This is a genomic window from Microbulbifer taiwanensis (assembly GCF_014904815.1).
Classification (GTDB): domain Bacteria; phylum Pseudomonadota; class Gammaproteobacteria; order Pseudomonadales; family Cellvibrionaceae; genus Microbulbifer; species Microbulbifer taiwanensis.
In genome coordinates, this window is sequence record NZ_JACZFR010000032.1 from 68,319 (window position 1) to 94,444 (window position 26,126).

A 26,126-nucleotide genomic window follows, 5' to 3' on the forward strand; every position below is an offset into this window, starting at 1 on the left:
CTTGTTATTCAGGATGGCACTGCGCGCTGCGCTCTCGCCGTCCTCTCGCTGCGCCGGTTGCTGAAATTCCAGTAGCCGGCCAGGCTCAATCCTGACACCAGGTGCCAGACACCCCAGAAGCCGGCCACCACCAACATCTCGCCAGCGGATGGATAGAAAGTGAAAAGAATCGCCAGTGCCAGGCCCGAGTTCTGGATACCCACCTCCATGGTCACCGCGCGGCGATCCGCCAATGGCAGTTGCATCAGGCGAGCTGACAGATTGCCGATCGCAATCGCCAGGGTGTTGTGTGCCATCACCAGCAGCAGTACCGAACCGGCGATCTGCAGCGCTGTCTGCCAATGCTTGCCGAAAGAAATAGCCACAAACAACAGGAACACCAGCAGCGACGCACTGCGGAAATAGCGCTCGCTGCGGCGCGCGAACTGTGGAAAGCGCGCACCGACAATCATGCCGGCGAGCATCGGCAGCGCCAGCACCAGTATCACCAGCCCGATCATATTGTCCGCCGGCAGGGCTATCGCCTGCAGCAGCTCGCGGGTGTGCGGATTGAGTCCGCCGTAGAGGGCGAAATTGAGCGGCGTCATCACCACTGCGACCAGACTGGAAACAGCAGTCATACTGACCGAGGTGGCCACATTGGCGCGGCCGATCCAGGTCATCACATTGGAAAAGGTGCCGCCGGGACAGCAGGACACGAGAATCATACCCAGTGCCAGCCCCGGCTCTATCGCCAGCCACCAGGTGACCAGGCAGGTGATGGCCGGCAACAGCAGAAACTGGGCCACCAGGCCGGTGACCGGCGCCAGTGGCCGACGCAGTACGGCGACGAAATCCGCCGGGCGCAGGCCCAGCGACACACCGAACATCATAAAGGCCAATATCGCGTTCAATACCAACAGCGCGGTGGGCGACATCTGGAAGCTGCTCGCGACCGATTCCGACAGGGTATTTTCCACTAGGCTGCTCCCGGGCTGCTGACCAGTCGGGGAGTATCCTGCGCAGCCAGATCCCGCCGCAAGTCCGCCGTGTGACCGCGCAGTGTCTTCAGGTAGGTGTCCTTGTGCACGTAGTAAGCCATGCGCTCCAGCTGCAGGTACTTCATGCCGCCGTCGGCGCGCGTGGCGGCGCGCTCGCGCTTGCAGGCCCTGAATCGCCGGGCCGACTCGGCACCACAGGCCAACTGGCGGATATACAGGGCCACCAGCTCCGCCTGTTCGTTGCGGCCCTCCCAGCCGAGTCCGGCGGCCTCCACCATCCCCATCAGGAAGACATTGTCGGATTCCGGGTGGAAGACGTTCAGGTAGAGGCGCGGCGCATAGCCGTTCCAGTTGAGCTCGGCAGAATCGATAAACGGGTAGTGCAGCTTGTAGCCGGTGGCCAGCAGGATCATGTCGTAGTCGCCGCTGCGACCATCCTTGAAGGTAACGGTGTTGCCCTCAACCGACGCCATGTCGCCCCGGGGCTGAATATCCCCGTGACCGATATGGTGCAGTATCAGCGAATTGATCACCGGGTGTGACTCGAACATCCTGTAGTCTGGTTCCGGCAGGCCATACTGACTGGGGCGGCCGAGCATGAATCGGCTGAGCGCCGCGCTGATGCGCTGCTGTACGAAGCGCGGCAGCCTGACCCTGCCGCCCAGGGCATCTGTGGGCTTGCCACCGATGAACTTGGGTAGGAAGTAGTAGCCGCGACGCAGGCTGATATCCACGCTTTTCGCGCGATGCACCGCATCCACGGCGATATCGGCTCCACTGTTACCGCAGCCCACAAGGAGCACCCGCTTGCCGTCGAAGACGGCCGGATCGCGATACTCTGACGAGTGCAGCAGCGCACCGGCAAATTTTCCCGGCAGCTGCGGCCTGTTCGGGTGGTGCAGAGTCCCGTTGGCAATCAGCAGGCCGCCGAAGATGCGGGTCTGCTCCTCCCCATTGCAGCGAGTGGTAATCTGCCAGTCATCGCCGTCGCGCGCGCAGTGCACCACTTCAGTATTGAATTCATAGCACTCATACAGGCCAAACTCCTCTGCGTATGCGCGGAAATAAGCGCGCAGCTCACTGTGATGCGGGAACTGCGCCACGTGATCCGCCATCGGGAACTCGGCAAACTCGGTCATCTTCTTCGACGAGATCAGGTGCGCGGATTCGTACATGGTGCTGGTGGGGCTGTCGATATCCCAAAGACCGCCCACATCGCCGTGGATTTCAAATCCAACGCAGGGAATACCGTGTTTGACCAGGTTGCGCACTGAGCAGAGGCCCATGGGCCCGGCGCCGATCACCGCATAGGGTTTCATTGTTATTCTCGCTGTGGTCGATGAAGTTGATCGCATGGACGGCAATATACCGTGACAAGCCGATAGCAGATCGTCATAATCGGGCGATTATTGGTTAATTGCGGACAGAGAAGTGAAACCGGCGGATTGCAGAAGCGTCACCCTCAGCTATACACGGGCGATTACCGCGGCCCTCAATAGCCTGGAGCTGGAAATCCCGCAACAGGCAAAGGAGATCCTGTCCGGGATAGACGACAATCAACGGGTGCCTATGGGCGTGCAGGAACAGCTGTGGCTGGCGCTGTCGGAGGCCTATCCGGACCCGCTGCTCGGCGTGAAGCTGGGTCGCGCCATGCACAGCAGTCACCTGGGGCTGGTCGGCTACCTGCTGATGACCCAGAAGACCGTCGGTGCCGCCATAGAGCAACTGTTGATTTATCATCCCCTGGTGGGCGAAGGGGGCCAGTTTGAACTGCGCCGCGGCGCCCATCACGCCGACCTGTGTTACAGCCCCAACTACCTGCGTTGCGCGCAGCTGCGTGTGGAGACAGTGCTGTCCGCCTGTCTCTCACAGACCCGCAGCATGACCGGCCACCCCTTTCGCGCACAGAGCGTACTGCTGGCCTACCCGGCCCCGTCCCTGGCGCTACAGCAGAAGTACCAGCAACTGCTGCAGACGCCGGTACAGTTCAACGCGCCGGTATCCGCCATCCGCTTCCGCCCCCAGGACCTGGAAATTCCGCTGACGGCCGCCGACCAGCAGGTGATGGCGCGGCTAAAACCCGAAGCGGACGCACTGCTGCGCGCCCTGACCAACAAGAGCCTGCAGTTGCAGGTGGCACACCTGCTGCAGCAGGAGCCGCAGCTGACCCGCGAGCAGGTGGCCAGCCAACTGTGTATCAGCCCTCGCCACCTGGGGCGCAAACTGCTGGAAGAGAATGCCAATTTCCGCACGATTCAGGACGATGTGCGCAGCCACTACGCATGCCAGTGGCTGCGCCTGGGGGACAGGAACAATGCAGAGATAGCCGCAGCGCTCGGCTACTGTGACGAGAGCGCTTTCGGCAAGGCCTTCCGGCGCTGGACCGGCGTCTCCCCCAAGGCCTTCAAGCGCAATCCTCCCCCGGAAAATTGATCGCTGGACTCGACTCGCAAGAGTGAACCCATAGCTCGCGCTACGGGGCTACAGGACCTGTCTACACTAAGTCGATGGTCGATTCAGTGTAGACAGGCCCTAAAGTGAATCCGGTTATGGAACCCATCGCGCTAGGTATATCCACCATTGGCGACAGCGCCGCGAAGCGCCAGCTGCTTCCGGAAATGGTCAATCGCCACGGCATTATCTGCGGTGCCACCGGCACCGGGAAAACCGTCACATTGCGCCTGATGGTGGAACAGTTGAACCGGCGCGGCCTGCCGGTTTTCGTCACCGATTTCAAGGGCGACCTGAGCGGGCTCGGCGCCCCGGGAGGCGGCAATGCGAAGGTCAACGAGCGCCTGCCACTGTTCAATCTCGACGACACTTACTTCCGCGCCAGCCCGCTGGAACTCTGGGGGCCCGCCACCCTTCCCCTTCGAACCGCCATTTCCGAGCTGGGACCGGAACTGCTGGGGCAGATGCTCAACCTGAACGACAACCAGGCCGGCTTGCTGCAACTGCTGTTCAAGATTGCCGACGAACAGGGGCTACTGCTGCTCGACTGGAAGGACCTGCACGCATTGATTCATTTCGCCGAGGCCGAGCGCCGGAATCTTGCCTCCCGATACGGCAATATATCCCCGGCCAGCCTCGGCGCCATCAAACGCAAGTTTCTCGCCGTAGAGCGGGACGGCGCCGACGCACTGTTCGGAGAACCCACGCTGGCACTCGACGATCTGCTCGACGAAGCGAAAGTCCACCTGCTCGACGCCAGCCAAATGCACCCGCGGATCTACAGTATTCTGCTGCTGTGGCTGCTGGCCGAGCTGTATGAAAACTTGCCGGAGGCCGGTGGCCAGCTGAAAATTGCGCTCTTCTTTGACGAGGCCCACCTGCTGTTCGACGATTTGCCAAAACGCCTGCTCGACGAAGTGGAGCAGATAGTGAAACTGATCCGCTCTCGCGGCGTGGGGATATTTTTTGTCACCCAGAATCCGCTGGATATTCCCGAGGCCATCCTCGCGCAGATGGGCAATCGCGTTCAGCACGCCCTGCGTGCCTACACGCCGAAAGAGCAGCGGGCGGTCAAGGCCGCCGCAAACAGCTTCCGCGCCAATCCCGTCTTCAATACCGCCACCGCCATCGGCGAGCTGGCGGTCGGCGAAGCGCTGGTTTCCTGCCTGGACAGTGACGGCGTACCGCAACCGGTCGATCGCCTGCTGATCCACCCACCGGCCAGCCGCCTGTCACCGCTCAGCGCAACGGAAATCCAGCAGCTGCTGAGCGCCAGTCCGCTGGCAAAAAAATATCGCCATACACTGGATCGAGAATCTGCCTACGAACAGCTGCAGAAACGGCAGGTGGCGGCCGTTAAAAAAAATGCCGGGGGCGCACAAATGGAAAAAAGCGGTGAGCTGGGCCGCGCGCTGGACAGCATGGCCAACAGTTTCGGGCGTCAGCTGGGGAGGGAACTAGTCCGTGGGATTCTCGGCGCGCTCACCGGCCGGCGAGGCTAGAAAGGCATTCAGCGACGGCAACAGCGGTGCCAGGGATTTGTATTTCGACTCCTCCGGCGACAGCCGCTCCACCGCGCGGCGCAGGGAGGTCACCGCCCCCGCTACCGGCAGCAGATCTGTCAGCGGGTTGATCATTACCCGGATTGTAAACACCACCGCCCCGGATTCCGGCAGCCGGCGCAGTGACTGGCGCTCGACACGCAGGAAAAGTTTTTCATCCTCGACCTTTGAATCGCCGCGCTGCGTCAGCTCTGCAGAATTGACCACCGTCCAGTTGCTTCGCCACACCGGGTAATCCGGCAACAGGTGATCGAAAAAGCGGGTCACCTGCGCGGACAGCTTGTCGCGAAAGCCGGGCACCGGGGCGTGAATGCTATCCAGGGGGCGTCCGATCTTTTCTTCCAGGCGCCAGTAACTGGGAGCCGCCAGGGAGGCGGCTGTCAGCTCGTAGCCCCGCGCACCCGGTTGCAACAGGCAGAGGTCGTCCGCTACCCACTGGCTGGCAGTCCACAGCGGTTCACCACCATCCGCCAGCGGCCAGCACAGAGACGCGCCCTCCCCTCGCCAGCGAAGCAATCCGCCCTCGATAGAATACGCTCGCCGTTGATGGCGGCACAGAAGCTGCAACAGCAGCTGGTGCAGCTCCCGCTGCGCCGCCATCGATCGCGGCAGCTGGGCAAACACCCTGTCACCGAGACAGCGGCGCGCGCGCAATCTGTTGTGAAAGTAGTGCGGCAGATTCTGACAGGGTTGAATCCACTGAGAATCATCCAGGCGCTGCAGCCCCATATGCACCATGTCCGCGGACTGCATAAAAGGCAGAAGCAGCGCACTGCTGTCCTGCGCATACCGGCGATCACCGTCGGGGCGGGCAAGTGTCATCAGTGACGCTATCGGTTCGTTATTATTATGTGACGCGGAAGCCGCTTTCGCGACTTCCGCCAGTATCTACTAGCGGGCAGCGGTAGCTTCTGCTGTCGCGGCGCGCAGTGCAGCCAGGTCCTCCAGCCAAACGATATCCTGCACTGCCACCTGATGGCCGGTAGCATTGGACAGGGCCGCTCCCAACTGCTGCAGGTCGTCGCCCTCGGCGGCCAGTGCATCGATCGGCAACCGCAGCCACACCTGACCCTGCTGGTCGATCACCTTCTGCGCCTTTTCGGTGTCTATACCGGTCACGTGGCGGTCTATGGCCGAGGAGCCGCCCGGAGGCAGGTAGATGGTGCCGTTGGTGAAGTCGACCGCAAAGGCCACAACGCCGGGCAGGATACCGAACAGCAAAGCGACACCGTCCAGGATCACCACCACCGGATCCACGCGCCCGCCCTGCTGGCCCTTGCGCTCCGGGTAGAGAAAATAGCCGCAGGCCGTCATGTTCATTACCAGAGTCAGCAGGCAGCCGGCGGCCAGGCCGCGCTTGATTGATCTATTCATGGGTTATCTCTAATTGCGAACATCTATGGGCTGAAACAGCCCCCGAAACCAGCCCGTTAGCTTACCCAAACCGGCCCCGCCCCGGAAGTGGCGCCGAGAGCCACAGGCGTGGCGCGGGTCTCAAAATGGAAACCTCATAACTGCCGGCCCTCGCAGAAATCGATCAAAAGTTGACCAATAGTACGCCAAACTGCTTGTTACCTCCCCATAAACCTCCCCCGACTGCCTAAACTTTGATCAGCACCAGTTGCGAGTTGTAAGGGAGATGTACGCGATTTCTGACAGTGCGAAGTTGCGCACTTGTGATCAGGCCGGGCAGTGAGCAGTCGCCAGGGGTCCGACACCGGAAATTTCAGGGAGCAGTAATCGCAACGGGTGCCGCCATGGAATGGCTAAAGCACGGTATCGGCCTCGGTACCGTGCTTTTTTATTGCCCGCCTTTTAATCCGTCTAGACTGAACAACTCTCTCCAGGCCCGCGGTGCAAAATTCGGGCCGGCCCTGTATCCTGCGCGCAATTAGTACCTTACACCACACTGGACGGGAGCCCACTCATGTATATCACCAGCGATTTTGACAGCGGCAATATCGAAGTCATCAATACCGATAGCAGTCCGGTCGAACTGGCCATCCGCCAGGACAATAACTCTGACTTTTACCAGTGGTTCCACTTCCGCCTGGAGGGGAAAGTGGGCGAGAGCTATCCGCTGCGCATCGTCAACGCCGGTAAGGCGGCCTACCCGGAGGGCTGGGAGAACTATCGCGTCTGCGCCTCCTACGATCGCCAGAACTGGTTCCGCATCGGCGCCGAGTACGATGGCAACACCCTGGACTTCACCGTGGAGCTGGACAGGCCCGCCATCTACCTGGCCTATTTTGCCCCCTTCTCCTGGGAGCGCCACCTGGACCTGCTGGCCTGGGCGCAGCTTGACGACCGGGTGCAGCTGCAGACGCTGGGCAAGACTCTGGACGGCCGCGATATGAGCCTGCTGACGGTGGGCGACGCCGAGGCGGCCAAGCACCGGGTGTGGATGATCGCGCGCCAGCACCCCGGCGAAACGATGGCGGAGTGGTTCGTGGAGGGCTTCCTGGAAACACTGCTGGACGACGCCAACCCATCTGCGCAATCCCTGCTCCGGGATACCGTCTTCTACATAGTGCCGAACATGAACCCGGACGGCAGCGTGCGCGGCCACCTGCGCACCAACGCCGCCGGCGCCAACCTGAACCGCGAGTGGCAGAACCCGAGCATGGAGCGCAGCCCGGAGGTCTACCTGGTACGGGAAAAGATGCTCGAGATCGGCGGCGATATCTTCCTCGATATCCACGGCGACGAGGCACTGCCGTTCAATTTTGTCGCCGCCTGCGAGGGCATCCCCGGTTACGATGAGCGTCACGCCAAACTTGAAGAGACCTTCAAACGCGCCTTCGTCGCCGCCAGCCCGGACTTCCAGACGGAGCGCGGCTACGATCTGGACAAGCCCGGCGAGGCCAACATGACGGTAGGCACCAACTGGTGCGGCCACCAGTTCCGCACCCTGGCCCTGACCCTGGAGATGCCGTTCAAGGACAACGACAACCTGCCAGACCCTATCGAGGGCTGGTCCCCGGCGCGCTGCCAGCAACTGGCACGGGATATCTTCCTGCCGATTCGCGAAGCCCTGAAGGCACTCTGATCACCATGTCCCTGTAGAGGCGGCGGAGCGGCCATCCGCTCATGGCGGTGATCAGAGCTTGGGCGCTATCCCACCATCGATCGCGGCAACCGTCATGGATGGCGGAGTGCCGCCCGGCGGGAATGCCGAATGTGCAAGAAGCACACAATCGGCCGACGGCCACTTCTACAAGGCTCTACGCCAGTAAAAATCTACTGCGCAAGTCGGGATATTCAGCACAGAATACCTCGGCTAGCGGCGCGCTTTTTGCTAAGTTAATTCGTTCAGAATAAGACTCACAGGAATCAAGACAGGAATAAAAAATATGCGAATACCTACCCTCTGGCGCCGTCTCGGCCTGGCGGTCGCCGTCGCCGTCTCCGGCGCGCTCACCGCCTGCGGAAAAGAAGCTGCGGAACAGAAATCCTCTGCGGATACCGCAGTCCAAACTGAGCAGCAAGTGCAGAACAAGGACGCGGCGAACTCCACGGAGCCGCGCCTCAGCGAAGCGGAAAAGGCCCAGGTCGAAGCCATGGCCGCGGACCTGCATAAGCACATAGAGGTACTCGCCTCCGACGAATTCGAGGGCCGCGCCCCCGCCACCAAAGGCGAGGAGCTGACCGTCAACTACCTGGCCGAGCAGTTCGAGGCCCTGGGCCTGGAACCGGGTGTCGTGGACACCGATGGCGAGCCAAGCTGGTTTCAGCAGGTGCCGGTAGTGGAAATGCAGATTGAATCCACGCCAATGGACATCAAGGGCGAAGACTTTGACAAGAAGCTGCAGCCGCTGACGGAAATGGTCGCCTTCACCCAGCGCCAGACGGACTCCTCAGCACTGGACAACAGCGAACTGGTGTTCGTCGGCTACGGCATAGTCGCGCCGGAGAACGACTGGAACGATTACGCCGACCTGGATATGACAGGCAAGACTGCGGTGATCCTGGTCAATGACCCGGGTTACGCCACCCAGGACAAGACACTGTTCAACGGCAACGCCATGACCTATTACGGTCGCTGGAGCTACAAGTTCGAGGAAGCGGCGCGCCAGGGTGCCGACGGCGCCATCATCATTCACGAGACAGGTGCCGCCGGCTATCCGTGGGAAGTGGTCAGCGGCAGCTGGTCCGTCGCCCAGATCAGTCTGGCCGCGGAAGACAAGAATGCCGACCGCGTCGCCGTGGAAGCCTGGGTGACCGGCGATACCGCCAAGGAAATCTTCGAGGCCGCCGGACTGGACCTGGCAGCAGAGATGGAAACGGCCAAGACCCGCGGCTTCAAACCCAAGTCCCTGGGCCTGAACGCGAGCGTCGAGCTGAATAACAAACTGCGCACCTCCGATTCCCGCAATGTGGTAGCCAAACTGCCCGGCAAGACCCAACCGGACGAAGCGATCATTTACACCGCCCACTGGGACCACCTGGGTGTGAATGAAAATGCCGAGGGCGAGGACCAGATCTTCAACGGCGCCGTGGACAATGCCACCGGCACCGCCGGCCTGCTGGCCATGGCGCGCCAGGCTGCAGCCATGAAGGAGCGCCCGGACAGGTCACTGGTATTCGTCGCCGTCACCGCGGAGGAGTCCGGCCTGCTCGGCTCCAAGTACTACGCCGAACACCCGGTTGTGCCGCTGGACAAGACGGTAGCCGGAATCAACTTCGATGCCATGGGCGTGCTGGGCCCCATGCGCGATGTGATAGTGGTCGGCTACGGCAACAGCGAGCTGGAAAAACTGCTGGAGAAAGCCGCCGAGAAACAGGGCCGCTACCTGGCACCGGAGGATCACCCCGAGCGCGGTTACTTCTACCGCTCGGATCACTTCAGCCTGGCGAAAAAAGGCGTGCCGATGCTCTACTTCGACTCCGGCAGCGACAGCTTCGAGCACGGCCGCGAGTGGGCACAGAAAAAGAGCGAGGAGTACACGGCCCACGCCTACCACAAGCCGGACGACGAGTATGATCCCGAATGGAACCTGAAAGGCGCGGCCATGGACCTGCAGCTGGGACTGCAACTGGGACTGGAACTGGCCAACAGTCGCGACTGGCCCAACTGGTATGAGGGCAATGAGTTTCGCGCTATCCGCGATGCCAGTGCGGACAGCAGGAAATAACTGAACTGCCCTTGTAGGAGCGGCCCATGGCCGCGATCGATATCCGGGGCAACCGGAAGGTCCGATCGCGGCCATGGGCCGCTCCTGCATGGGGTAATCAGCCGGCGTAGGCGGCCTCGATAGCGGCGATATCGATCTTCTTCATCTGCATCATCGCCTGCATCACATTGCCCGCTCTGGCCGGGTCCGGATCGAACATCCGTTCTCCCAGGACTTCGGGAATAATCTGCCAGGAAACCCCGAATCTGTCCGTCAGCCAACCGCAGGGCAGTTCCTCTCCGCCCTCGGTGAGTCTTGCCCACAGCCGATCCACCTCCGCCTGGTCCTTGCAGCTGACAAAAAGGGAAATGGCCGGCGTAAATTGAAACTGTGGACCGCCATTGATGGCTACGAAATCCTGCCCTTCCAGCTGGAAATCAATTCCCAGTACCGATCCCGCGGGTGCCGGTCCACCTTCGGGGGCGCGACGCATTTTCACCACACGGGAGTTGTTGAAAATGGCGGTATAGAACTCCACCGCCTCCTCTGCGCGACTTTCAAACCACAGGAAAGGGGTAATTTTCTGCATAGCCAAGCCTCCAAGTTTCTATTGATTCCCCGGTCACTCTTCGAATCAGAGATATTCAAACTTGCCCTGGGCTAGGTTGCCGAGATAACAACGTGCCCCTTGCTGGAGTTCAACTTCCCGAGTTTTTCGACACCATCCAGTAGGTAACGCCGAGCGCGAGGACAATCGCGGCAAACCCAAAGATAAACATGGGTCCGGTTTTATCCGTATCCAGTACGATAATTTTCCGCGCCATTGCCATCAGCGCTGTTGCAATCACCAGCTGTATGGGAATGACATTGGTACCCAGATAAAGCCTTATATTGATGAATATTTCGACAGCAATGAGTACCACCAAAAAAGAGCCGAAGATATCCAGGATATCCCTGGAGTCCAGTATCCAGACTGGCGGAAAATTGAGCCTCTGGTACAGGACAAACATTACATAGACAGCCCCCCACACGATGACCAATGCCATAAGAACCGCCAGGAAGCGCACGGCAACTCGAATGATGCGGTGGAGATACCGAATCAGCCTGTCTTCGTGCTCCGTTGGCAGTTCTTCGTGTACTATCGTGCGGCGCCCGTTGCTTTTCATTTCCGCGGCTTCCCATGCGTGTGTGCAATGAGTTATAGCTCAAGGATCACGAATTCCACCAGCCGGGAAACCGCCGACATTCAGGCAATTACAGCTCCAGGAAGAGATCGAAGCCGCCCCAGATCATGCGTTTGCCATCGAAGGGCAGCCTTTTCGGGTCCATCATATGGGCGAGACGCGGATCCTTCATGACCTTCTCATTGATTTCATCCCGCTGTTCACGAGACTGATAGACAATCCAGGAAAAAATCACCGTTTCACCTTCCTCCAGCTTTACGCTCTGTGGAAAGGAAGTCACCTCTCCCGGCTTCACGTCTTCCGCCACGCACTCCACGTACTGCAGGGCGCCGTACTCTTTCCACACTTCGCCGGCCTCCTTGGCCATCTTGCGGTAGGCCTCCAGGTTTTTCTTTGGTACCGGCAGTACAAATCCGTCTACATAACGTGCCATCGTCAATACTCCCTCGCTGGAATGTCAGGATTGCATTGCCTTGAACTCGGCGGCAGCTTCCTGGACATCTTCCGGAAAGTCCTCGAATTCCTGCACCTGGCGCAACTCAATCACCTCATTGTCAGATGCCGGGCAGCGCTTGGCCCACTCGACGGCTTCCTCCTTGGATGCCACATTGATCATCCAGAAGCCACCCAGCACCTCCTTGGTTTCAACATGGGGACCATCGGTCACCGAGGGCGTGCCGCCACTGAAAGAGACGCGTGCACCCATGGAGAGCGGGTGCAGCCCCTCGAGACTGATCAGCACTCCGGCCTCCTGCAGCTCGGCGTTGTACTTCATCATCGCCTCCACCGCGGCCACATCGGGCACGGTGCCAGGCTCTGCTTTCTCATAGCCCTTGGGGATCATCAACATCATAAAACGCATTTCGGCTCTCCTATTAGCGATTATCAAAGCACAGCATTCAGCAATCTGACCGTAATCGGTCGCTCCATACAATAGTCGAGCACCGCGACCGGGTTTCGACACGGTCGGCACAATTTTATTGTCGTGATAATTTTGACGCCTGCCGGGTCGCATCCGGCGACGACAAGGAGGCCGTGGACTGAGCCGTGTCTATACTCACCCTCGCAGCTGGCACACTCGTCCATATCGCCAGTTCCTGGAAACTGAAGCTGCTCACGCTTTCGCAACGGGATTTACCATGGCTCCGGAACTCGTCTCCCTACTCAACAGCTATTCGGTCCCCGCCGGCATCTGCAACAACCTGGGAAACTGGATCGCGCTCAACAGCAAGCTGCAGCGACTGCTGGCCGAACCCTTTCACGACAAGCTGTCGGGCTACCTTTCCGATGGTAATACGTGGCAGCAAGTCCAGAATGCGATCGGCAGCAATCGCCAGGCCATCCTGACAGACACCCGCTTCAGGGCACCGCTGGCGGATAGGTTTGCCCAGGCCACGCGGATTGATATTCTCGGTATAGACGGCACCAACTATCTGATCGAGTTTTTTTGCCGCAGTGAGCAGGCACAGTTACAGCTGCGAGAAAAAGAGTGGGACAGTCACCGCGCCCTTGACCGAATACCGCAATCGCTTCGGGCGGCGGAGGAGCCCCGAGTAGACCCCCTGACCGGCCTGCCCGATGTGCTCGCATTCGAGCACCAGCTCAATCACCACTGGAACCTGGCACTGTGCCAGCGCAGATCCCTGACACTGCTTCTGGTCGAGATCGCGCTTGCCCGGGCTCAGGCAGACGCACTTGCGCGCGCGCGGAGCAACACTATCCTGCAGCGTATCGCTATTTGCCTACAGCAGAATCTCGGCCGCTGGAATGACTTTGCGGCGCGGACCGGCGATAGATCCTTTGCAATTTTACTGCCGGGAACGGATAGGAGAGGCGCCATCGCCATGGCCGAGCGATTGCTCGAGGCTGTATCGTCCCTGGAGGTGGACAGGGCTACCACGGCAGCCTGCAAACGCTTTGCTGTCGCCATCGGTAGCCACAGTTTCCAGCCAACCCCGGCGACGAGTGCGAAGGCGCTTCTCGAGTGTGCAGAAAGTGCCCTGCGCCGCGCACGAGATGCCAGAACCAACTGCGCCTTTGCCTACTCCCAAATTGCGACGAAGATCAAGCCGGCACGGAATAAAGTCCTTAGCGCAGATCCAGCATCATAAGCTGCGCGCCAAATCCATACAAATATACGAGCGGCAGAGCAGTTGCACGGTGATATACTCTTTATTGCACATTGAATCCACCAACTGCCAGTAATTCATCTCACAACTACACGACATCTTATGGCAAAACAAACTACAATCTGGCAAGAAGGAACCTAAAAATAAAAGTAGATTTTTGCTAAAATTATTCCAGATGGCAAAAACTCCGACAAAAAAACTGTGAAAAATTGTTGAATTGCCACAAATTAGTAACTAATAGAGATAAATCATGCTTCCGATATTATTGTTTTCGATTGTATCAATCTACAGTCTGTTTGTGTACGCAAAAGACAAGCAACAAACCCATAAAATTCTTGCCAAACTAGCTCTGAACCTCGGCGGCTGTGCCTCATATCGCCTTCCAGCCCGTTACCTTTCAGGTATGCCTGCCGGTCGTGATTGCGCACTGGCTTCCCCTACCCGAGCAAACCGGAACCTTTGATTTTTGGAAACCCCTTAACTCAAAAGATCTCAATGAGGACAACATGAATAAAACGCTAGCAATGACATTTCTATGTACCACCTTATCAACGACCGCAATTGCCAACAGTTATAACGACCTAACCATCCATCAACATACTGATCGATCAACCATCGGACCGAAAACTTTAATCGAGCTTCAGAATGCAGGATCGCAATGGGTTCAAACTCCTCTCCAGGCCGGAGCAAAGCCTAACTTTGATCTGGAAGAGGTGGACGTCCACCTGCCGCCGCCCGAGGATGACAAACAAAAAATCGCTTAACCCGGATTTTGCACGGCCCCAAATACAAGAACGGCGGAAAGCCTTATCATCACTGGTGTCTAAATCAGTCCGATAAGAAACTCCGCCGTGACAGAATGCTACCAACCTGAACTCCGCTTTTCATCCCTTTCCCGTCGTAGAATCACCGCAGATTTCACTGGCGGTGATCTGACCTCCAATGCCGGCCTCCTGCTCTTGCGAGAGTGGGACCAGAAGCTCGGACTATCCCGCTCTGTGGCCGAGGTTGTGAATGACCCGCGTCGCCAGGTCTGTGTCGAGCATGGTACCGAGCAGCTGGTACGGCAGCGATTGCTGGCCATCGCCGCCGGCTACGAAGACCTGAACGATCACGATCAACTGCGCTTCGATACCGCGCTCCAGGCCGGCTGCCAGCGTTTGGGGCCTTTGGCCAGTACCGCCAAACTGTGCCGCTTAGAACAACAGTAGGACCGCGCTGTCGCCGCAGGCTTACACAAGGTGCTCTTCGACCAGTTCGTAGCCTGCCATAAGAAGCCACCCAAGCGGCTGATCCTGGACTTCGATGCCATAGACATCCCAGTGCACGGGGAGCAAGAGTAGCGCTTCTTCCACGGCTATTACGACCGCTACTGCCTCCTGTCACTCTACGTCTTCTGCGGTCGGCCCTGCTGGTGAGCTACCTGCGCCACTGCCGGCAGGATGCCGCCAAGCACAGCTTGGCCATTCTCGCCCTACTGGTCAAAGCGCTGCGCCAGCAATGGCCCAAGGTAGAGATTATCTTCCGCGGAGACAGCGGCTTCTGTCGTCATCGTATGCTGGATTGGTACAGGCGCAATGACGTGAAGTACATCGTCGGTATTGCTCGCAACAAGCGGCTGGAACGCAAGCTGAGCGGCTGCCTTGAGCTGGCCAGGCGCTGGTCCAACAATGGGGCTTTCAAGTTCAGCCTGTTCAGGAGTTTCCAGTATGCCGCCGGCACCTGGAAATATAAGCAGCGGGTTATCGACAAGGCGGAATATACCCGTGGCGGGCCCAACCCTCGCTTCATCACCACCAATCTGGAAGGGGATAGCGAAGAACCCTGCCGGAATCTCTACTGTGCCCGCGGCGATATGGAGAACCGCATCAAGGACCAGCAGATAGACCTGTTTTCCGACCGCACCTCCTGCCACCGCTGGTGGCCGAGCCAATGGAGGCTACTGCTCTCGGCGCTGGCCTGGGTGCTGTATGAATGTCTGCGCAAACAGCTGCAAGACACCCAGTTGGCCAAAGCCTCGGCAGCCACTTTGCGCAACCGATTGATCAAAGTAGGCGCCGTGGCGCTCAAGAATATGCGCCGTGTTCGCTACCTGCTACCGACATCGTTCCCCGACAGAGAAATCTTCTGCAAGCTGGCAGTACGCCTGGTACCCACGTAGAGCAGTGGGGTGCTGTTCCCGGCAAAAAAACAGCAGTCCCACCCCACTCGACCGGGCAGCATGAAATACTGCGGTGTCAAACTGGCGATGCAAAATCCGGGCTAGGGCCCCAATCCACTATCAGCCCAACTCTTATGCAGAATTCTAATTGTTAGCCATTGTAGTTTATTATCGTTAGAAACAGAGTAATCAGGGGCATTAAGGTAGCCAATCTCGAAGCAACCACCGGCGACTCCAAGCTCTTCTGGAGTTTCCGAATATATCCAATAGAGGGTAGTTCCACAGTTGGCACAGAAATATCTCCGTTGCGAACCCTTTGAGTGCTTTGACTCAAACCCATAGACACTAGACGCCCCCAAAATCTCCTTAACCTGAGCTAAGTCGAAATAGGCAGACGCACCGAAAGCGCTACCCGTTCTGCGACGACAGTTATAACAGTGACATACACCAAAACGTTTCGGGCTCCCCAAGACCTCGATAGCCAACTCCCCGCAACAGCATTGTGCCCTTGCCATATCTACCTCACAAAAAAATAATCAGATATACGCTGAACCATCTCCGGCACTAAGTTCCTCCAGAGTGTTTTCGGCAATACGGAAGAAACCTAAAACCTGCTTAATAAAAATAATCCTTTGACGAGAGACACAGGCTCCAGTTCACTTTAAATCGAATACGATTTGAATGCCGAAGAAACAGGTACTAACTCGAAGCCGTTATCGTATAAAAACGGAGTTTAGGCTCACCCTTATATCAGTGCACTCATATGAATCATCCCACTTGAACCTGAGATAGCTGTTCGCATTAATAGCGGCTATACGCTTTAACCGTTCAGAGCTACCGGTAATACACCTGGCTTCATTGCCATCAGCGTCTACAGCAAGACAGAACGCTTTAGAGCCGGACTCATCTTCGTACAATTCGCAACCAATGGACTGGGCATCGTCCTAACTATGCCGTGCGGCACTCAGAGCGCCGATGGCACTATTGGCACTGAAATCGATGACCACCTCCTTATCGGAAGTCTCCCCAGCCAGTGCAACGGCCGATACGGCCATGGCAGCAATGAGCATCGAAATATTTTTAATCATAGAACCGCCTAAGTTTTTGTTGGAAACAAACAATACTCTCGTTTCAACATCGATAGAGCCAGTAGTCTATAGTTCTACTCACCCAACAGACGGCGCGAAATAGGTCACAAACAGGTGATTTTGGACATGACCTTTCAGTACTCGGCCGGATACTGCTCATGTATAAAATCGCAAACCGGTAAAACCTGAGCAGTAGAAGGCACTCATGATCAAGAAATTGCATAATACCGGCGAGACGGGAAACAGGCGGCATTTCGACCCAAATGACCCGGATCATTTGATTGCCGGGCTGTTACCCTGCGCTAACTCCCTAAACTCTCCGCAAACAGCAGAAACAATAGTTCAAGAGGATTATCCATGCCCCCCCTATCCCACAGCGTCGATTGCTCCGGCTGCTCTCTTGCAGTATCTGAATATCCAGCCCAGGGCAGAGCGAAAGGCGTAGTGGTTGCCGGGCACGCGATGATGGCTAACCGCCGCACACTCGACCGCCCCAGAGGAAGAGGCCTCGCCAGCACCCTAGCCGAGGCAGGGTTACACGTATACACATTTGACCTACGCGGTCACGGACAAAGCAGCACCGCAGGAAACAGCCATTGGAATTACGACGAAATTGTCCGCGGTGACATTCCTGCAGTGGTCGACTGGGTCCGCGCCAGGCACCCGGCTTTACGCCTCGGATTACTTGGCCACAGCCTCACCGGCCACGCCTCCCTGTTCTGGCTAGGACTGACACCCCGGGCCCCGGTAGATGCACTGGTTCTCTACGCAACCAACCTGTGGTTGCCGCAGTTCGAACCTACTAACTGGGTTTGGTTCCGCAGACGCGCCGTGCTGTTTATATGGGAACTTCTCTGCAAGCCCTTGGGTTACTTCCCCGCTCGCCGCCTGCGTGTGGGCTCGGAGGACGTTCCGTTATCCTTCGTTGCTGATCTTCGTCGATGGGCGAGAACCGGTAGCTGCATATGCGCCACAGATGGAGTGGACTACCTGTCATTACGAGATAATGTACGGCAACCTGTATTGGCGATTACTGGTGAGAAAGATCGCTTTCTGTGCCCACTCGAATACTGCCAACAATTTCTAGCACCGGTCCCAGATCACCGTATCTATTGCGCCCCGAATGCAAACCACATGACAGTCGTAACCAGAGAGCTATCCCGCCCCGCATGGGAACACACCGCACAATGGCTCGTTGAGCAGCTAGACAGACCTCTCTCGCGCCAAATGGAAGAGTCAGTAACCTCTAAAAATCAACAGTGGCGTCGAGATAAGAAGAAAACCGCAGACGACTTTCAAACACAATGAGCACCCACAAATAGAGTACACACGCTGAAATAATATCAGGAAATTGGCGCACCTCTCAATGATTTACGCAACCGCACCAGATGCAGTATGCAATGAACACGTGGACCAGGAAAAGTCTAGTCAAATTTCTGATACTACATGATGCAATAATATAGTTACTCTCTACTCACTTACACTTTAAGAATTTGAAAACTCAAACTTCATGATAAAACCTTAATTAAATAAAATAATTCCGCATAAAACCGCTGAACAAACATTGAAAATTAAATTCACTTCTGATATAGGTGAAACTTAGATATCGCAAAGCAAGTAAGGCCCCCGCTGGTTAAGAACAGAAGCCTTGTGAAACCGCCCTAGAACGGAAGGTTCCGATTGCTTGCAATACAGCCGACACGAACCCACTTCACAATCTCGGAGGCGAAACTTTGACCCAGGAAACACAGTCGATCGATCACTTCATTTCAGCCGGCGGCGGGCACCAACTCATGGTTCAGGAGTTGGTGCCCGCACGAGGCACGGAAAATGGCGCTGCCGTGCTTTGCTTACACGGGATTTTCTCCGACAGCCGCTTTTTCTACAACAGCGTCCAGCAGGGAGCCGGCCGCTACCTGTTAGACCAGGGTTACAGAGTGCTACTAGGAAATCTGCGCGGGCACGGGCGCAGCCGTTGGCCAAACGGAGAGGCTCGATGCTGGGACTGGAGCTTCGATACCTATGTCGATTCGGACGTGCCCGCGCTGATCCGCTTCGCATCCGAGCAACACAAGGGCCCGCTACTCATGCTCTGCCACAGTTTCGGCGGCTATGCCGCACTGGCAGCATTAGGGTTGGATCCCAGTCTGCAGGCCGAGGTTTCCGGCGTCGCGGCTCTGGCGTCAGCCATCAATGACTACTCAGACGGCGGCCTTTCCAAGCGCATACAATTGCCACTCTCGGACCTGGTAGCGCATATCTTCGGAAGAATGCCTGCCAGGCGTCTCGGCCTAGGCCCTTCGGACGAACCGCCAGCGTTAATGCGGCAGCTCGCACTGTGGGCCGCCCGCGGCAGCTTCGCTAGCGTTGACGGTAGCCGCAATTACTGGAAACTCCTGCGAAACGTGAAACTCCCTGTCTATGCCGGCATCGGTGCAGCAGACCGCTTCCACGCCTCCCCTGCACGTGCGAAGAAGCTCGTAGAGCATTTAGGCAGTAAAGATATTACTTTCGAGACCTTCGGTAGAGCACAGGGCTTTGGACACGATTTTTCCCATTTCGATATAGCAGCAGGCAAACGCGCCCAAAGTGTCGTATTGCCCTGTGTGCATGCCTGGATGGAGAAGTATTACTAATAGTGGCACGGATAACAGCCTCACCCTCCAAAGCAATCACCCTCCCATTGCGCCGGCGTTAAGCCGGCACTCTCCGCCACTGCCATCGACAGCTTCCCCGGTATAAAATTATTAGTGAATCGGACCAATCAACCTGGCAGGGTTTTCGTATATCATCCCAAAATCACAGTAAACTTTCGTCGTGAAGTAAAGTAAATCCTATCCCCCGCCACAGGTTTTCCGGTTTTTTGACAGGTATGCGAGAGATCGCGAGATAGTAAATTACTGCCTGTTGTTCATACCTTGACCCATTGTGTCGCCATCTCAGTCCACCGACCGGCACACCATTGAATGGCGGACGGGCCACTTCAAGCTAACCGCCCGCTTCAATCGCGATGGTACTCTAAGGAATGACCAGGGATCTGCGGGTAAACCAAACAGTGCAAATTCAGCCCGAATCACGATAGCCAAAATATTGAAGACACTGATTCCAGCTGGAATATCGACACTGCCGAGATAAAATTGAGCACAAGCCTTCTTGGAATATAATTGAACAAGGGTGCGGCGTAGAGAATTCTTCGCAGCCTGAAAAGCAAATTTTTCTCAGAACTCCCCTATGGAACAACCACAGGGACAGCGGTCGTGGTAATAGCACTTACTTGACGCGGCGCTACAACCGGGGTCGCCCCGTGAATAAAAAGAAGGAATACCATCTGCAACAGCGGATGAAAATACTAGTTCATCACCTGGAACAAATTAAAGAATCAGTAATGGAGGATATGCGTCCGGCGAAACATCTGGGTGTCCACGCAGCCTCCCATCTGGCATATTAAACCCACCACGCCAGTTAAATATCTAGTAGCCTCGGCACGGCGATTATTACTTACATTTGGCTATACACAGCCTAGTAGCTACGAGGCACTTATGAAAAGAATAGCTCCAGTCTTAACAAGATCGCTATCTGCTCTTTCACTCACTCTCTTTATTTCGCCCGCTTTCTCGGAATCGAAACCGGTCACAGCTGTGGTTCTGGGAGACAGCTTCTCCTCCGGGCAGGCCGGGCGCTGGCGGGGCAATACACGAGTCCCGCAAGGCGGGGCGTCAACCCCCGAGAGCTTCGGAACCGATGGTGCCGAACATGCTGCACCTGGCTACCCAAGATGGGACTCAGTTTACGAGGAAGACAGCATTGATAACGGCTGCCATCGCGCATACAGCGCCCCCATCCGCCAGTTGAGAAAGCCCTATTTCCCCATGCCACCGCTACAAATTAACGGCCCCTTCCCAAGCGTAGTCAACCTGGCCTGCAGCGGCGCTCGCAGTAAACATCTCTGGCCCGAGGCGGAGGGCGGAGAATACCAGATGGACCAGGTGCCGCAGATCACTCGCCTCAACGAGCTGGCGCAGGATAACGATATAGAGCTGATTGTCCTCGGTATCGGCGGAAACGACTTGGGCTTCTCCGACATGATAGCTTCATGTATATATTTTTGGATAGCAAAAAACGAAATGGAAGAATTTGAAGATGAAAGATGTTGGGATGATATCAACGAAACCCTCTCTCTCTCGCTGTTCGATACCTATGGCAATGTTTCCAAAACCGTCGACTTGATCCGCCAGACTATGACAATCCATGGAAGAACGGATCCCAACGACTATCGAATCGTATTAATGGGCTATCCGGCAATCATCGCAGGATCCGATGATAATCGATACAATGAATGGAATCGAAGAATATATGGAAGGTGTCCCTTTATTGACGACGACTCTGATTATATCAAGCACACCTTGATGCCAAAGATCAACGGATTGTACGAGGCACTCGCCCACGAGAAATCCGTAGACTTTATCAACCCGCAGTATGTCTTTGATGGGCACAAACTATGTGAAGCGGAATCGCAGCGCGCAACTCCAGAAATATCCGCAACGGCGGAAAACATGGAGTGGGTAAGATATCTTGACAGCACGATGGATCCCGAGGGGAATGGGCGCGCCGGCGCAATGACCAGCTGGTTAGAAGACAACCTCTTCAGTGAAGACAATCCTATGGGGGAACAAGGCCGCGTGAATGAGTCCATGCGCCCCAATCAGTTCGGTCAGGAAGCCTTGGGCTCCTGCCTACGTAAATGGTGGATCCAGCGCGGTACAGCGCCGTCGGCCTTCAACTGCAGCAACCCCAACCCGGCAAGCACTCAGCACGTTAAAGTCGGCCCGCTGGCCGAACCCACCAGCGTTCATGTTGGCGGCTCATATTCCATTCCGGATGCAGAGCTACAGCAGCAGGATCCCCCCCCTGGCGGCGGAGACGACCCCAACGATCCCCCGACCAAGACCCCCCCTCCGCACACGGAAGGCGTTGTCACGGTACCGGGAGAACTGCAGCGCCACTTTACGATTGCAGAAAATGGCCAATCTGAGCCGGGCCGCATGGCGCGTATCGAACTCGCGATTGATCACCCATATAGAGGCGACCTACGGATTCTCCTGCGCAACCCCAGTGGCGCCGAATATATATTAAAAAGGGAGAATCCAAGTCACAGTTCTCCAATGCCCTCCGTGTGGCGCGGCTATCTGACCCACGCCGCGCTCCAACCGGGCCAGTGGACTCTTGTAATACAAGATACAAAAAATGCACATACTGGGACTCTTCATGGCTTCAATATATATTGGTTCTGACCGGCTTCCATAGTTACCAAAGCCTGCCTTCAAAATATTGATAAAGAAAAAAACATTTGTGCAAACTTTTGCCCGCATGTGCCAAGGAGCATGCGGGCAACACTCTATGCAATGAGTTATCTTGCGCTTGGTTAATATTTTTGTCTCAGCTCGACGACGACGCACTCTGTCTAGGCTAATTATCCTCCCCTCTAACTTTGTAACCGAAGACCGACCCACCGCTCCAAACCGTTTGCAGTGTTCTGCAGGTGTCAGGTTCACATTCTCAGGAAAATCCGTTCGAAGGAACCGAGACCAGCATAGCCCGTCTCATAGACGACCTTCCAATAGGCTGATCCCCATTATCCGACACCACCTCTGGTCGCCGACCTGTAGATGCGCCACTTAAGACCAACCGGCCGCTTCAATCGCGATGATGCCCTGGAAAAGGCCTGGAATCAGTAGTTAAACCACGCAGTGTATATCCAATCAAAATCAGGGCCCCAATATGGGGGACATTGACTTCAGCGGGGACATCGGCGCTACCGGATGACACTGAGCATGAGCCGTCCTGGGAGCGCCTCCATGACTACAGCGAAGGAGTGTCAGCTGCAACAGCGCAAGAAAACCTAAATTTATCGCCCGCAAAAAACTGACCAATCGTTGCCAGAGGAGTTGCAGCCCGATGAGATGTCGGACTGTCAAGTCCGCCCTCTTTCTGTCGCGCTCAACCCGGCACACCATCTAGAAATCTAGTAGCTTAGGTGCGGCGATTATTACTCGCATCTGACTATACACTGGCAAACAGTTACGAGACGCCTATGAAAAAAATAGTTCCAATATTAAGAAGATCGCTATCTGCGCTTTCGCTCTCTCTATTAGTTTCGCCCGCTTTCGCGGAAGCGAAGCCGGCCACAGCCGTAGTGCTGGGAGACAGTTTCTCCTCCGGACAAGCCGGTCGCTGGCGGGGTAATACGATAGTTCCGCAAGGCGATTGGCCAATCCCACGGAGTTTCGGAACCGATGGTGCAGAACGCTACCCGTCCGGCAACCCAAAATGGGACTCAGTTTACGAGGAAGGCAGCATTGACAACGGCTGCCACCGGGCTTATAGCGCTCCTATTCAGCAGCTGAAAAGGCCCTACTTCCCCGTGCCCCCCTTTATGATCCAGGGGCCTTTCCCAAAAGTGGTCAATCTGGCCTGTAGCGGTGCCGAAAGTAGACACCTATGGCCACTGGTTAATGAGGGAGAGTTCCAAGGAGACCAGGCGCCACAGATCACTCGCCTCGAAGAATTGGCATATGATAACGATATAGAGCTGATTGTCCTCGGTATTGGCGGGAACGACATGGGTTTCTCCGATATGATAACCGAATGCATGGCAAAGTGGGTCAAAAAGCACTGGACCGCAGATGACGATGATAGATGTTGGTACGGCATCAACGACCATCTCTCTTTGTCACTTTTCGATACCTATGGCAAGGTTTCCAAATCCATTGACCTAGTCCGCCAGACTATGGCAGTGCATGGAAAGACCGACCCCAATGACTATCGGATTGTACTCATGGGCTATCCGGCGATACTCGCGGGTTTCTATGACAATCGCTATGGAGAAGGACACCGTAGAGAATTCGGGAGGTGCCCCTTTATTGGCGACGACGCTGAATTTTTTGAGCACACCTTGATGCCGAAGCTAAACGGCCTGTATGAAACACTCGCTCATGAAAAGTCTGTCGATTTTGTCAACCCGCAGTATGTTCTTGATGGGCACAAGCTGTGTGAAGTGGGCTCGCAACGGGCAACTCCGGAAATTCCTGCCACGGCAGCGAATATGGAGTGGGTCAGATATATTGACAACCCGATGGATGCCGGGGCGGGCCCCGACGCGCTTATCACTTGGCTTTACAACACTCTCTTTGGTGCAGACAATCCCATGGGGGAACAAGGCCGATTGAACGAGTCCATGCACCCCAACCAGTTCGGCCAGGAGGCCCTGGGCTCCTGCCTGCGTAAATGGTGGTCGCAACGCGGTACAGCGCCGTCGGCCTTCAACTGCACCAACCCCAACCCGGCAAGCACTCAGCACGTTAAAGTCGGCCCGCTGGCCGAACCTGCCAGCGTTCATGTTGGCGGCTCATATTCCATTCCGGATGGAGAGCTACAGCAGCAGGATCCCCCCCCTGGCGGCGGAGACGACCCCAACGATCCCCCGAACAAGACCCCCCCTCCGCACACGGAAGGCGTTGTCACGGTACCGGGAGAACTGCAGCGCCACTTTACGATTGCAGAAAATGGCCAATCTGAGCCGGGCCGCATGGCGCGCATCGAACTCGCGATTGATCACCCATATAGAGGCGACCTGCGGATTCTCCTGCGCAACCCCAGTGGCGCCGAATATATAATAAAAAGGGAGCATCCAAGTCACAGTTCGCCAATGCCGTCCGTGTGGCGCGGCTATCTGACCCACGCCGCGCTCCAACCGGGCCAGTGGACTCTTGTAATACAAGACACAAAAAATGCACACACTGGGACTCTTCACGGCTTCAATATATATTGGTTCTGACCGGCTTCCATAGTCACCAAAGCCTGTCTTCAAAATATTGATAAAGTGAAAAAATTTGTGCAAACTTTTGCCCGCATGTGTCAAGGCACATGCGCGGCAACAGTCCACTCAATGAGTTATCTTGCGCTGGGCTGATATTTTCGTCTCAGCTCAAAGACGACGCACGCTGGCGAAGCTAACTCGCCGCCCCTTCCAATTGTGTGACCAAAGATCGACGCACCGCTCCAAAGCGCCTCCGGTACTGCGCCGGGGTCAGGTTTACCTTTCTCTTAAACAGTCGGTTAAAGAACCCTGTATCCGCATAGCCCACTTCATAGGCGACCATTTCAATGGGCTGCTCCCCGCTCTCCAGTAGCTGCTTGGCCTCCTCAAGCCGGAGGGTGTGGACGTATTCCAATGGCGGCATACCAGTGGCCTGTTTGAATCGGCGCTTAAAAGTGCGCTCGGCTAGGCCGGACATCTGAATCATGGCCGTGACTGGGCTTGCCTCTGTGTAATTTTCCGCGATCCAAACCTGGCAGCGGGCGATCAGAGAATCCTCCGCCTGCCGGCTTCTGGCCAGGCAGGCGAACGGCTGTTGGCCCACGTGGTGCCAGTCAATCACCCACACTCTTGCCACCTGCATAGCGGCTTCAACACTCACGGTTCGCGCAATCAGGTAGAGCGCCAGGTCCAGCCAAGAAGTTCCACCACCGGCCATTATCAGTCGCTGCCCCTCCCCACTTACCACTAGCGCACGATGCTCCTGCACCGATATCTTTGGAAATCGCCGGCGCATCTCATCACACCAGGCCCAGTGGGTAGTCGCCTCGTAGCCATCGAGCAAACCCGCTTCTGCAAATAGCATGGCGCCTGAACACGCTGCGGCCAATATAGCGCCATCCCGATGCTTTTTCCGCAGCCACTCGAGCTCTTCGGCAAAGCGCTCCTGCAGAGCCTCCCCGGGCGGCACAGTGATTTCGGGCACACAGACAATTTCCACAGGAGGACAGTCCGCCAGCGAAGCCTGGGGCGCCACCTTCACACCGTTCATTACTTCTATCGGCTCGCCACAGCGGGAGACCAGCACCGGCCTGATAACCTCGACGCCGGGCTTGCCGGTGGTCAGATACTCCCAGTCCCTGTTAGTAGACAGGAACAAATCGTACATTCCGTAGAGAGCAGAGCCAGAAGTCTCCGGCACAGTCAGAATTGCAACAGGGACAGGCTTTGATCTCATGGCGACTTGTTTCCGAGTGGCGCTCCTATTGAGTAGGGCATTGTAACGATACCTCAGCCTATTCCCACTTAGGCCAAATAGAACATGGCGCCCAATTAGCAATGGCCATGCGAAATAATTTTCTATAAAAAATTTTAAAGAAAGACATAAATGCCAGCAAAACCCATTTTTTTACATCGATTGTCTTTCGGATAAGGCTTCAACCTTAGCAGGCCCATACGGCCCTGTTTTTGCGGAAAAAGCTTCATACCCCCGGTACTGCATGTGGTCCCGCCGCCAAACGCGCGCACCTGGCAAGCGCGGAGAAACTTTCCTGGGCCTATCGATAGTCACCGGAGGTTTCGGCGTCTTACAAGTATCAACAGGAATTGCGCTTGAAACCGATTTCCACGGCTGCACTTGTT

Annotated in this window: 21 protein-coding genes and 1 pseudogene; 11 read left to right on the forward strand and 11 right to left on the reverse strand. The window is 56.5% G+C overall.

Annotation, left to right across the window (positions count from 1 at the left end; translation table 11 throughout):
* Positions 1 to 8: 8 nt before the first annotated feature.
* On the reverse strand, positions 9 to 959 hold the full coding sequence (locus IG627_RS12595; RefSeq protein ID WP_319024564.1) for a bile acid:sodium symporter family protein: 951 nt from the start codon (positions 957 to 959) through the stop codon (positions 9 to 11).
* Positions 959 to 2,299 (reverse strand): flavin-containing monooxygenase, encoded by a 1,341-nt coding sequence (locus IG627_RS12600; protein ID WP_193192724.1) that lies wholly within the window; start codon positions 2,297 to 2,299, stop codon positions 959 to 961. The genes IG627_RS12595 and IG627_RS12600 overlap by 1 nt, the downstream gene beginning before the upstream one ends.
* 112 nt (positions 2,300 to 2,411) lie before the next feature.
* On the opposite strand from IG627_RS12600, the gene IG627_RS12605 reads away from it, so the two are divergent.
* Positions 2,412 to 3,413, forward strand: a complete 1,002-nt coding sequence (locus IG627_RS12605; protein WP_193192725.1) for an AraC family transcriptional regulator — start codon at positions 2,412 to 2,414, stop codon at positions 3,411 to 3,413.
* Positions 3,414 to 3,529: 116 nt separating this feature from the next.
* Entirely contained in the window at positions 3,530 to 4,933 is a 1,404-nt protein-coding gene (locus tag IG627_RS12610) for a helicase HerA-like domain-containing protein (RefSeq protein ID WP_193192726.1), read from the forward strand.
* Here the strand turns inward: IG627_RS12610 and IG627_RS12615 are convergent.
* Entirely contained in the window at positions 4,889 to 5,815 is a 927-nt protein-coding gene (locus IG627_RS12615; RefSeq protein WP_193192727.1) for a heme-dependent oxidative N-demethylase family protein, read from the reverse strand. The two genes, IG627_RS12610 and IG627_RS12615, sit on opposite strands and share 45 nt — an antisense overlap.
* Positions 5,816 to 5,884: 69 nt before the next feature.
* Positions 5,885 to 6,367, reverse strand: a complete 483-nt coding sequence (locus IG627_RS12620; protein WP_193192728.1) for a hypothetical protein — start codon at positions 6,365 to 6,367, stop codon at positions 5,885 to 5,887.
* A 553-nt stretch (positions 6,368 to 6,920) separates the two neighbouring features.
* On the opposite strand from IG627_RS12620, the gene IG627_RS12625 reads away from it, so the two are divergent.
* Both IG627_RS12625 and IG627_RS12630 read left to right on the forward strand, forming a co-directional pair.
* On the forward strand, positions 6,921 to 8,042 hold the full coding sequence (locus IG627_RS12625; RefSeq protein WP_193192729.1) for a M14 family metallopeptidase: 1,122 nt from the start codon (positions 6,921 to 6,923) through the stop codon (positions 8,040 to 8,042).
* Positions 8,043 to 8,346: 304 nt separating this feature from the next.
* Positions 8,347 to 10,128 (forward strand): M28 family metallopeptidase, encoded by a 1,782-nt coding sequence (locus IG627_RS12630; protein ID WP_193192730.1) that lies wholly within the window; start codon positions 8,347 to 8,349, stop codon positions 10,126 to 10,128.
* Positions 10,129 to 10,225: 97 nt separating this feature from the next.
* On the opposite strand, the gene IG627_RS12635 is transcribed toward IG627_RS12630, so the two are convergent.
* From IG627_RS12635 to IG627_RS12650, 4 genes are all read right to left on the reverse strand, one after another.
* Positions 10,226 to 10,696, reverse strand: coding sequence for a VOC family protein (locus tag IG627_RS12635; protein ID WP_193192731.1), 471 nt, complete (start codon positions 10,694 to 10,696; stop codon positions 10,226 to 10,228).
* A 109-nt stretch (positions 10,697 to 10,805) separates the two neighbouring features.
* Complete coding sequence (locus IG627_RS12640) at positions 10,806 to 11,273, reverse strand: phosphate-starvation-inducible PsiE family protein (RefSeq protein WP_193192732.1); 468 nt, start codon at positions 11,271 to 11,273, stop codon at positions 10,806 to 10,808.
* An 88-nt stretch (positions 11,274 to 11,361) separates the two neighbouring features.
* Complete coding sequence (locus IG627_RS12645; RefSeq protein WP_193192733.1) at positions 11,362 to 11,724, reverse strand: DUF1428 domain-containing protein; 363 nt, start codon at positions 11,722 to 11,724, stop codon at positions 11,362 to 11,364.
* 24 nt (positions 11,725 to 11,748) lie between these two features.
* Positions 11,749 to 12,153: a YciI family protein gene (locus IG627_RS12650; protein ID WP_193192734.1), complete on the reverse strand. Its 405-nt coding sequence runs from the start codon at positions 12,151 to 12,153 to the stop codon at positions 11,749 to 11,751.
* A gap of 277 nt (positions 12,154 to 12,430) precedes the next feature.
* On the opposite strand from IG627_RS12650, the gene IG627_RS12655 reads away from it, so the two are divergent.
* The 3 genes and pseudogenes from IG627_RS12655 (at position 12,431) to IG627_RS12665 (ending at position 15,581) form a co-directional block, all read left to right on the forward strand.
* On the forward strand, positions 12,431 to 13,402 hold the full coding sequence (locus IG627_RS12655) for a diguanylate cyclase (RefSeq protein WP_193192735.1): 972 nt from the start codon (positions 12,431 to 12,433) through the stop codon (positions 13,400 to 13,402).
* Positions 13,403 to 13,785: 383 nt separating this feature from the next.
* Positions 13,786 to 14,184 (forward strand): hypothetical protein, encoded by a 399-nt coding sequence (locus IG627_RS12660; RefSeq protein WP_193192736.1) that lies wholly within the window; start codon positions 13,786 to 13,788, stop codon positions 14,182 to 14,184.
* Between the two features lie 87 nt (positions 14,185 to 14,271).
* Positions 14,272 to 15,581 (forward strand): annotated as a pseudogene (locus IG627_RS12665) (IS1380 family transposase).
* Between the two features lie 101 nt (positions 15,582 to 15,682).
* Here the strand turns inward: IG627_RS12665 and IG627_RS21285 are convergent.
* Both IG627_RS21285 and IG627_RS20890 read right to left on the reverse strand, forming a co-directional pair.
* On the reverse strand, positions 15,683 to 16,096 hold the full coding sequence (locus tag IG627_RS21285) for a GFA family protein (protein WP_193192737.1): 414 nt from the start codon (positions 16,094 to 16,096) through the stop codon (positions 15,683 to 15,685).
* Positions 16,097 to 16,525: 429 nt separating this feature from the next.
* Positions 16,526 to 16,702 (reverse strand): hypothetical protein, encoded by a 177-nt coding sequence (locus tag IG627_RS20890; protein WP_226865034.1) that lies wholly within the window; start codon positions 16,700 to 16,702, stop codon positions 16,526 to 16,528.
* A 432-nt stretch (positions 16,703 to 17,134) separates the two neighbouring features.
* Between IG627_RS20890 and IG627_RS21290 the strand changes: the two genes are divergently transcribed.
* The 4 genes from IG627_RS21290 to IG627_RS12690 all read left to right on the forward strand — a co-directional run bounded on the left by IG627_RS21290 (position 17,135) and on the right by IG627_RS12690 (position 24,503).
* Positions 17,135 to 17,977 carry an alpha/beta fold hydrolase gene (locus IG627_RS21290; RefSeq protein WP_226865058.1) on the forward strand — a complete coding sequence of 281 codons (843 nt, stop codon included), beginning with the start codon at positions 17,135 to 17,137 and terminating at the stop codon, positions 17,975 to 17,977.
* 425 nt (positions 17,978 to 18,402) lie between these two features.
* Positions 18,403 to 19,305, forward strand: a complete 903-nt coding sequence (locus IG627_RS12680) for an alpha/beta fold hydrolase (RefSeq protein ID WP_193192739.1) — start codon at positions 18,403 to 18,405, stop codon at positions 19,303 to 19,305.
* 903 nt (positions 19,306 to 20,208) lie between these two features.
* Positions 20,209 to 21,960, forward strand: coding sequence for a proprotein convertase P-domain-containing protein (locus IG627_RS12685; protein WP_193192740.1), 1,752 nt, complete (start codon positions 20,209 to 20,211; stop codon positions 21,958 to 21,960).
* 800 nt (positions 21,961 to 22,760) lie between these two features.
* Complete coding sequence (locus IG627_RS12690; protein WP_193192741.1) at positions 22,761 to 24,503, forward strand: proprotein convertase P-domain-containing protein; 1,743 nt, start codon at positions 22,761 to 22,763, stop codon at positions 24,501 to 24,503.
* Between the two features lie 175 nt (positions 24,504 to 24,678).
* On the opposite strand, the gene IG627_RS12695 is transcribed toward IG627_RS12690, so the two are convergent.
* A complete protein-coding gene (locus IG627_RS12695) occupies positions 24,679 to 25,722 on the reverse strand; it encodes a GlxA family transcriptional regulator (RefSeq protein ID WP_193192742.1) in 1,044 nt (347 codons plus the stop codon).
* Between the last annotated feature and the right edge of the window lie 404 nt (positions 25,723 to 26,126).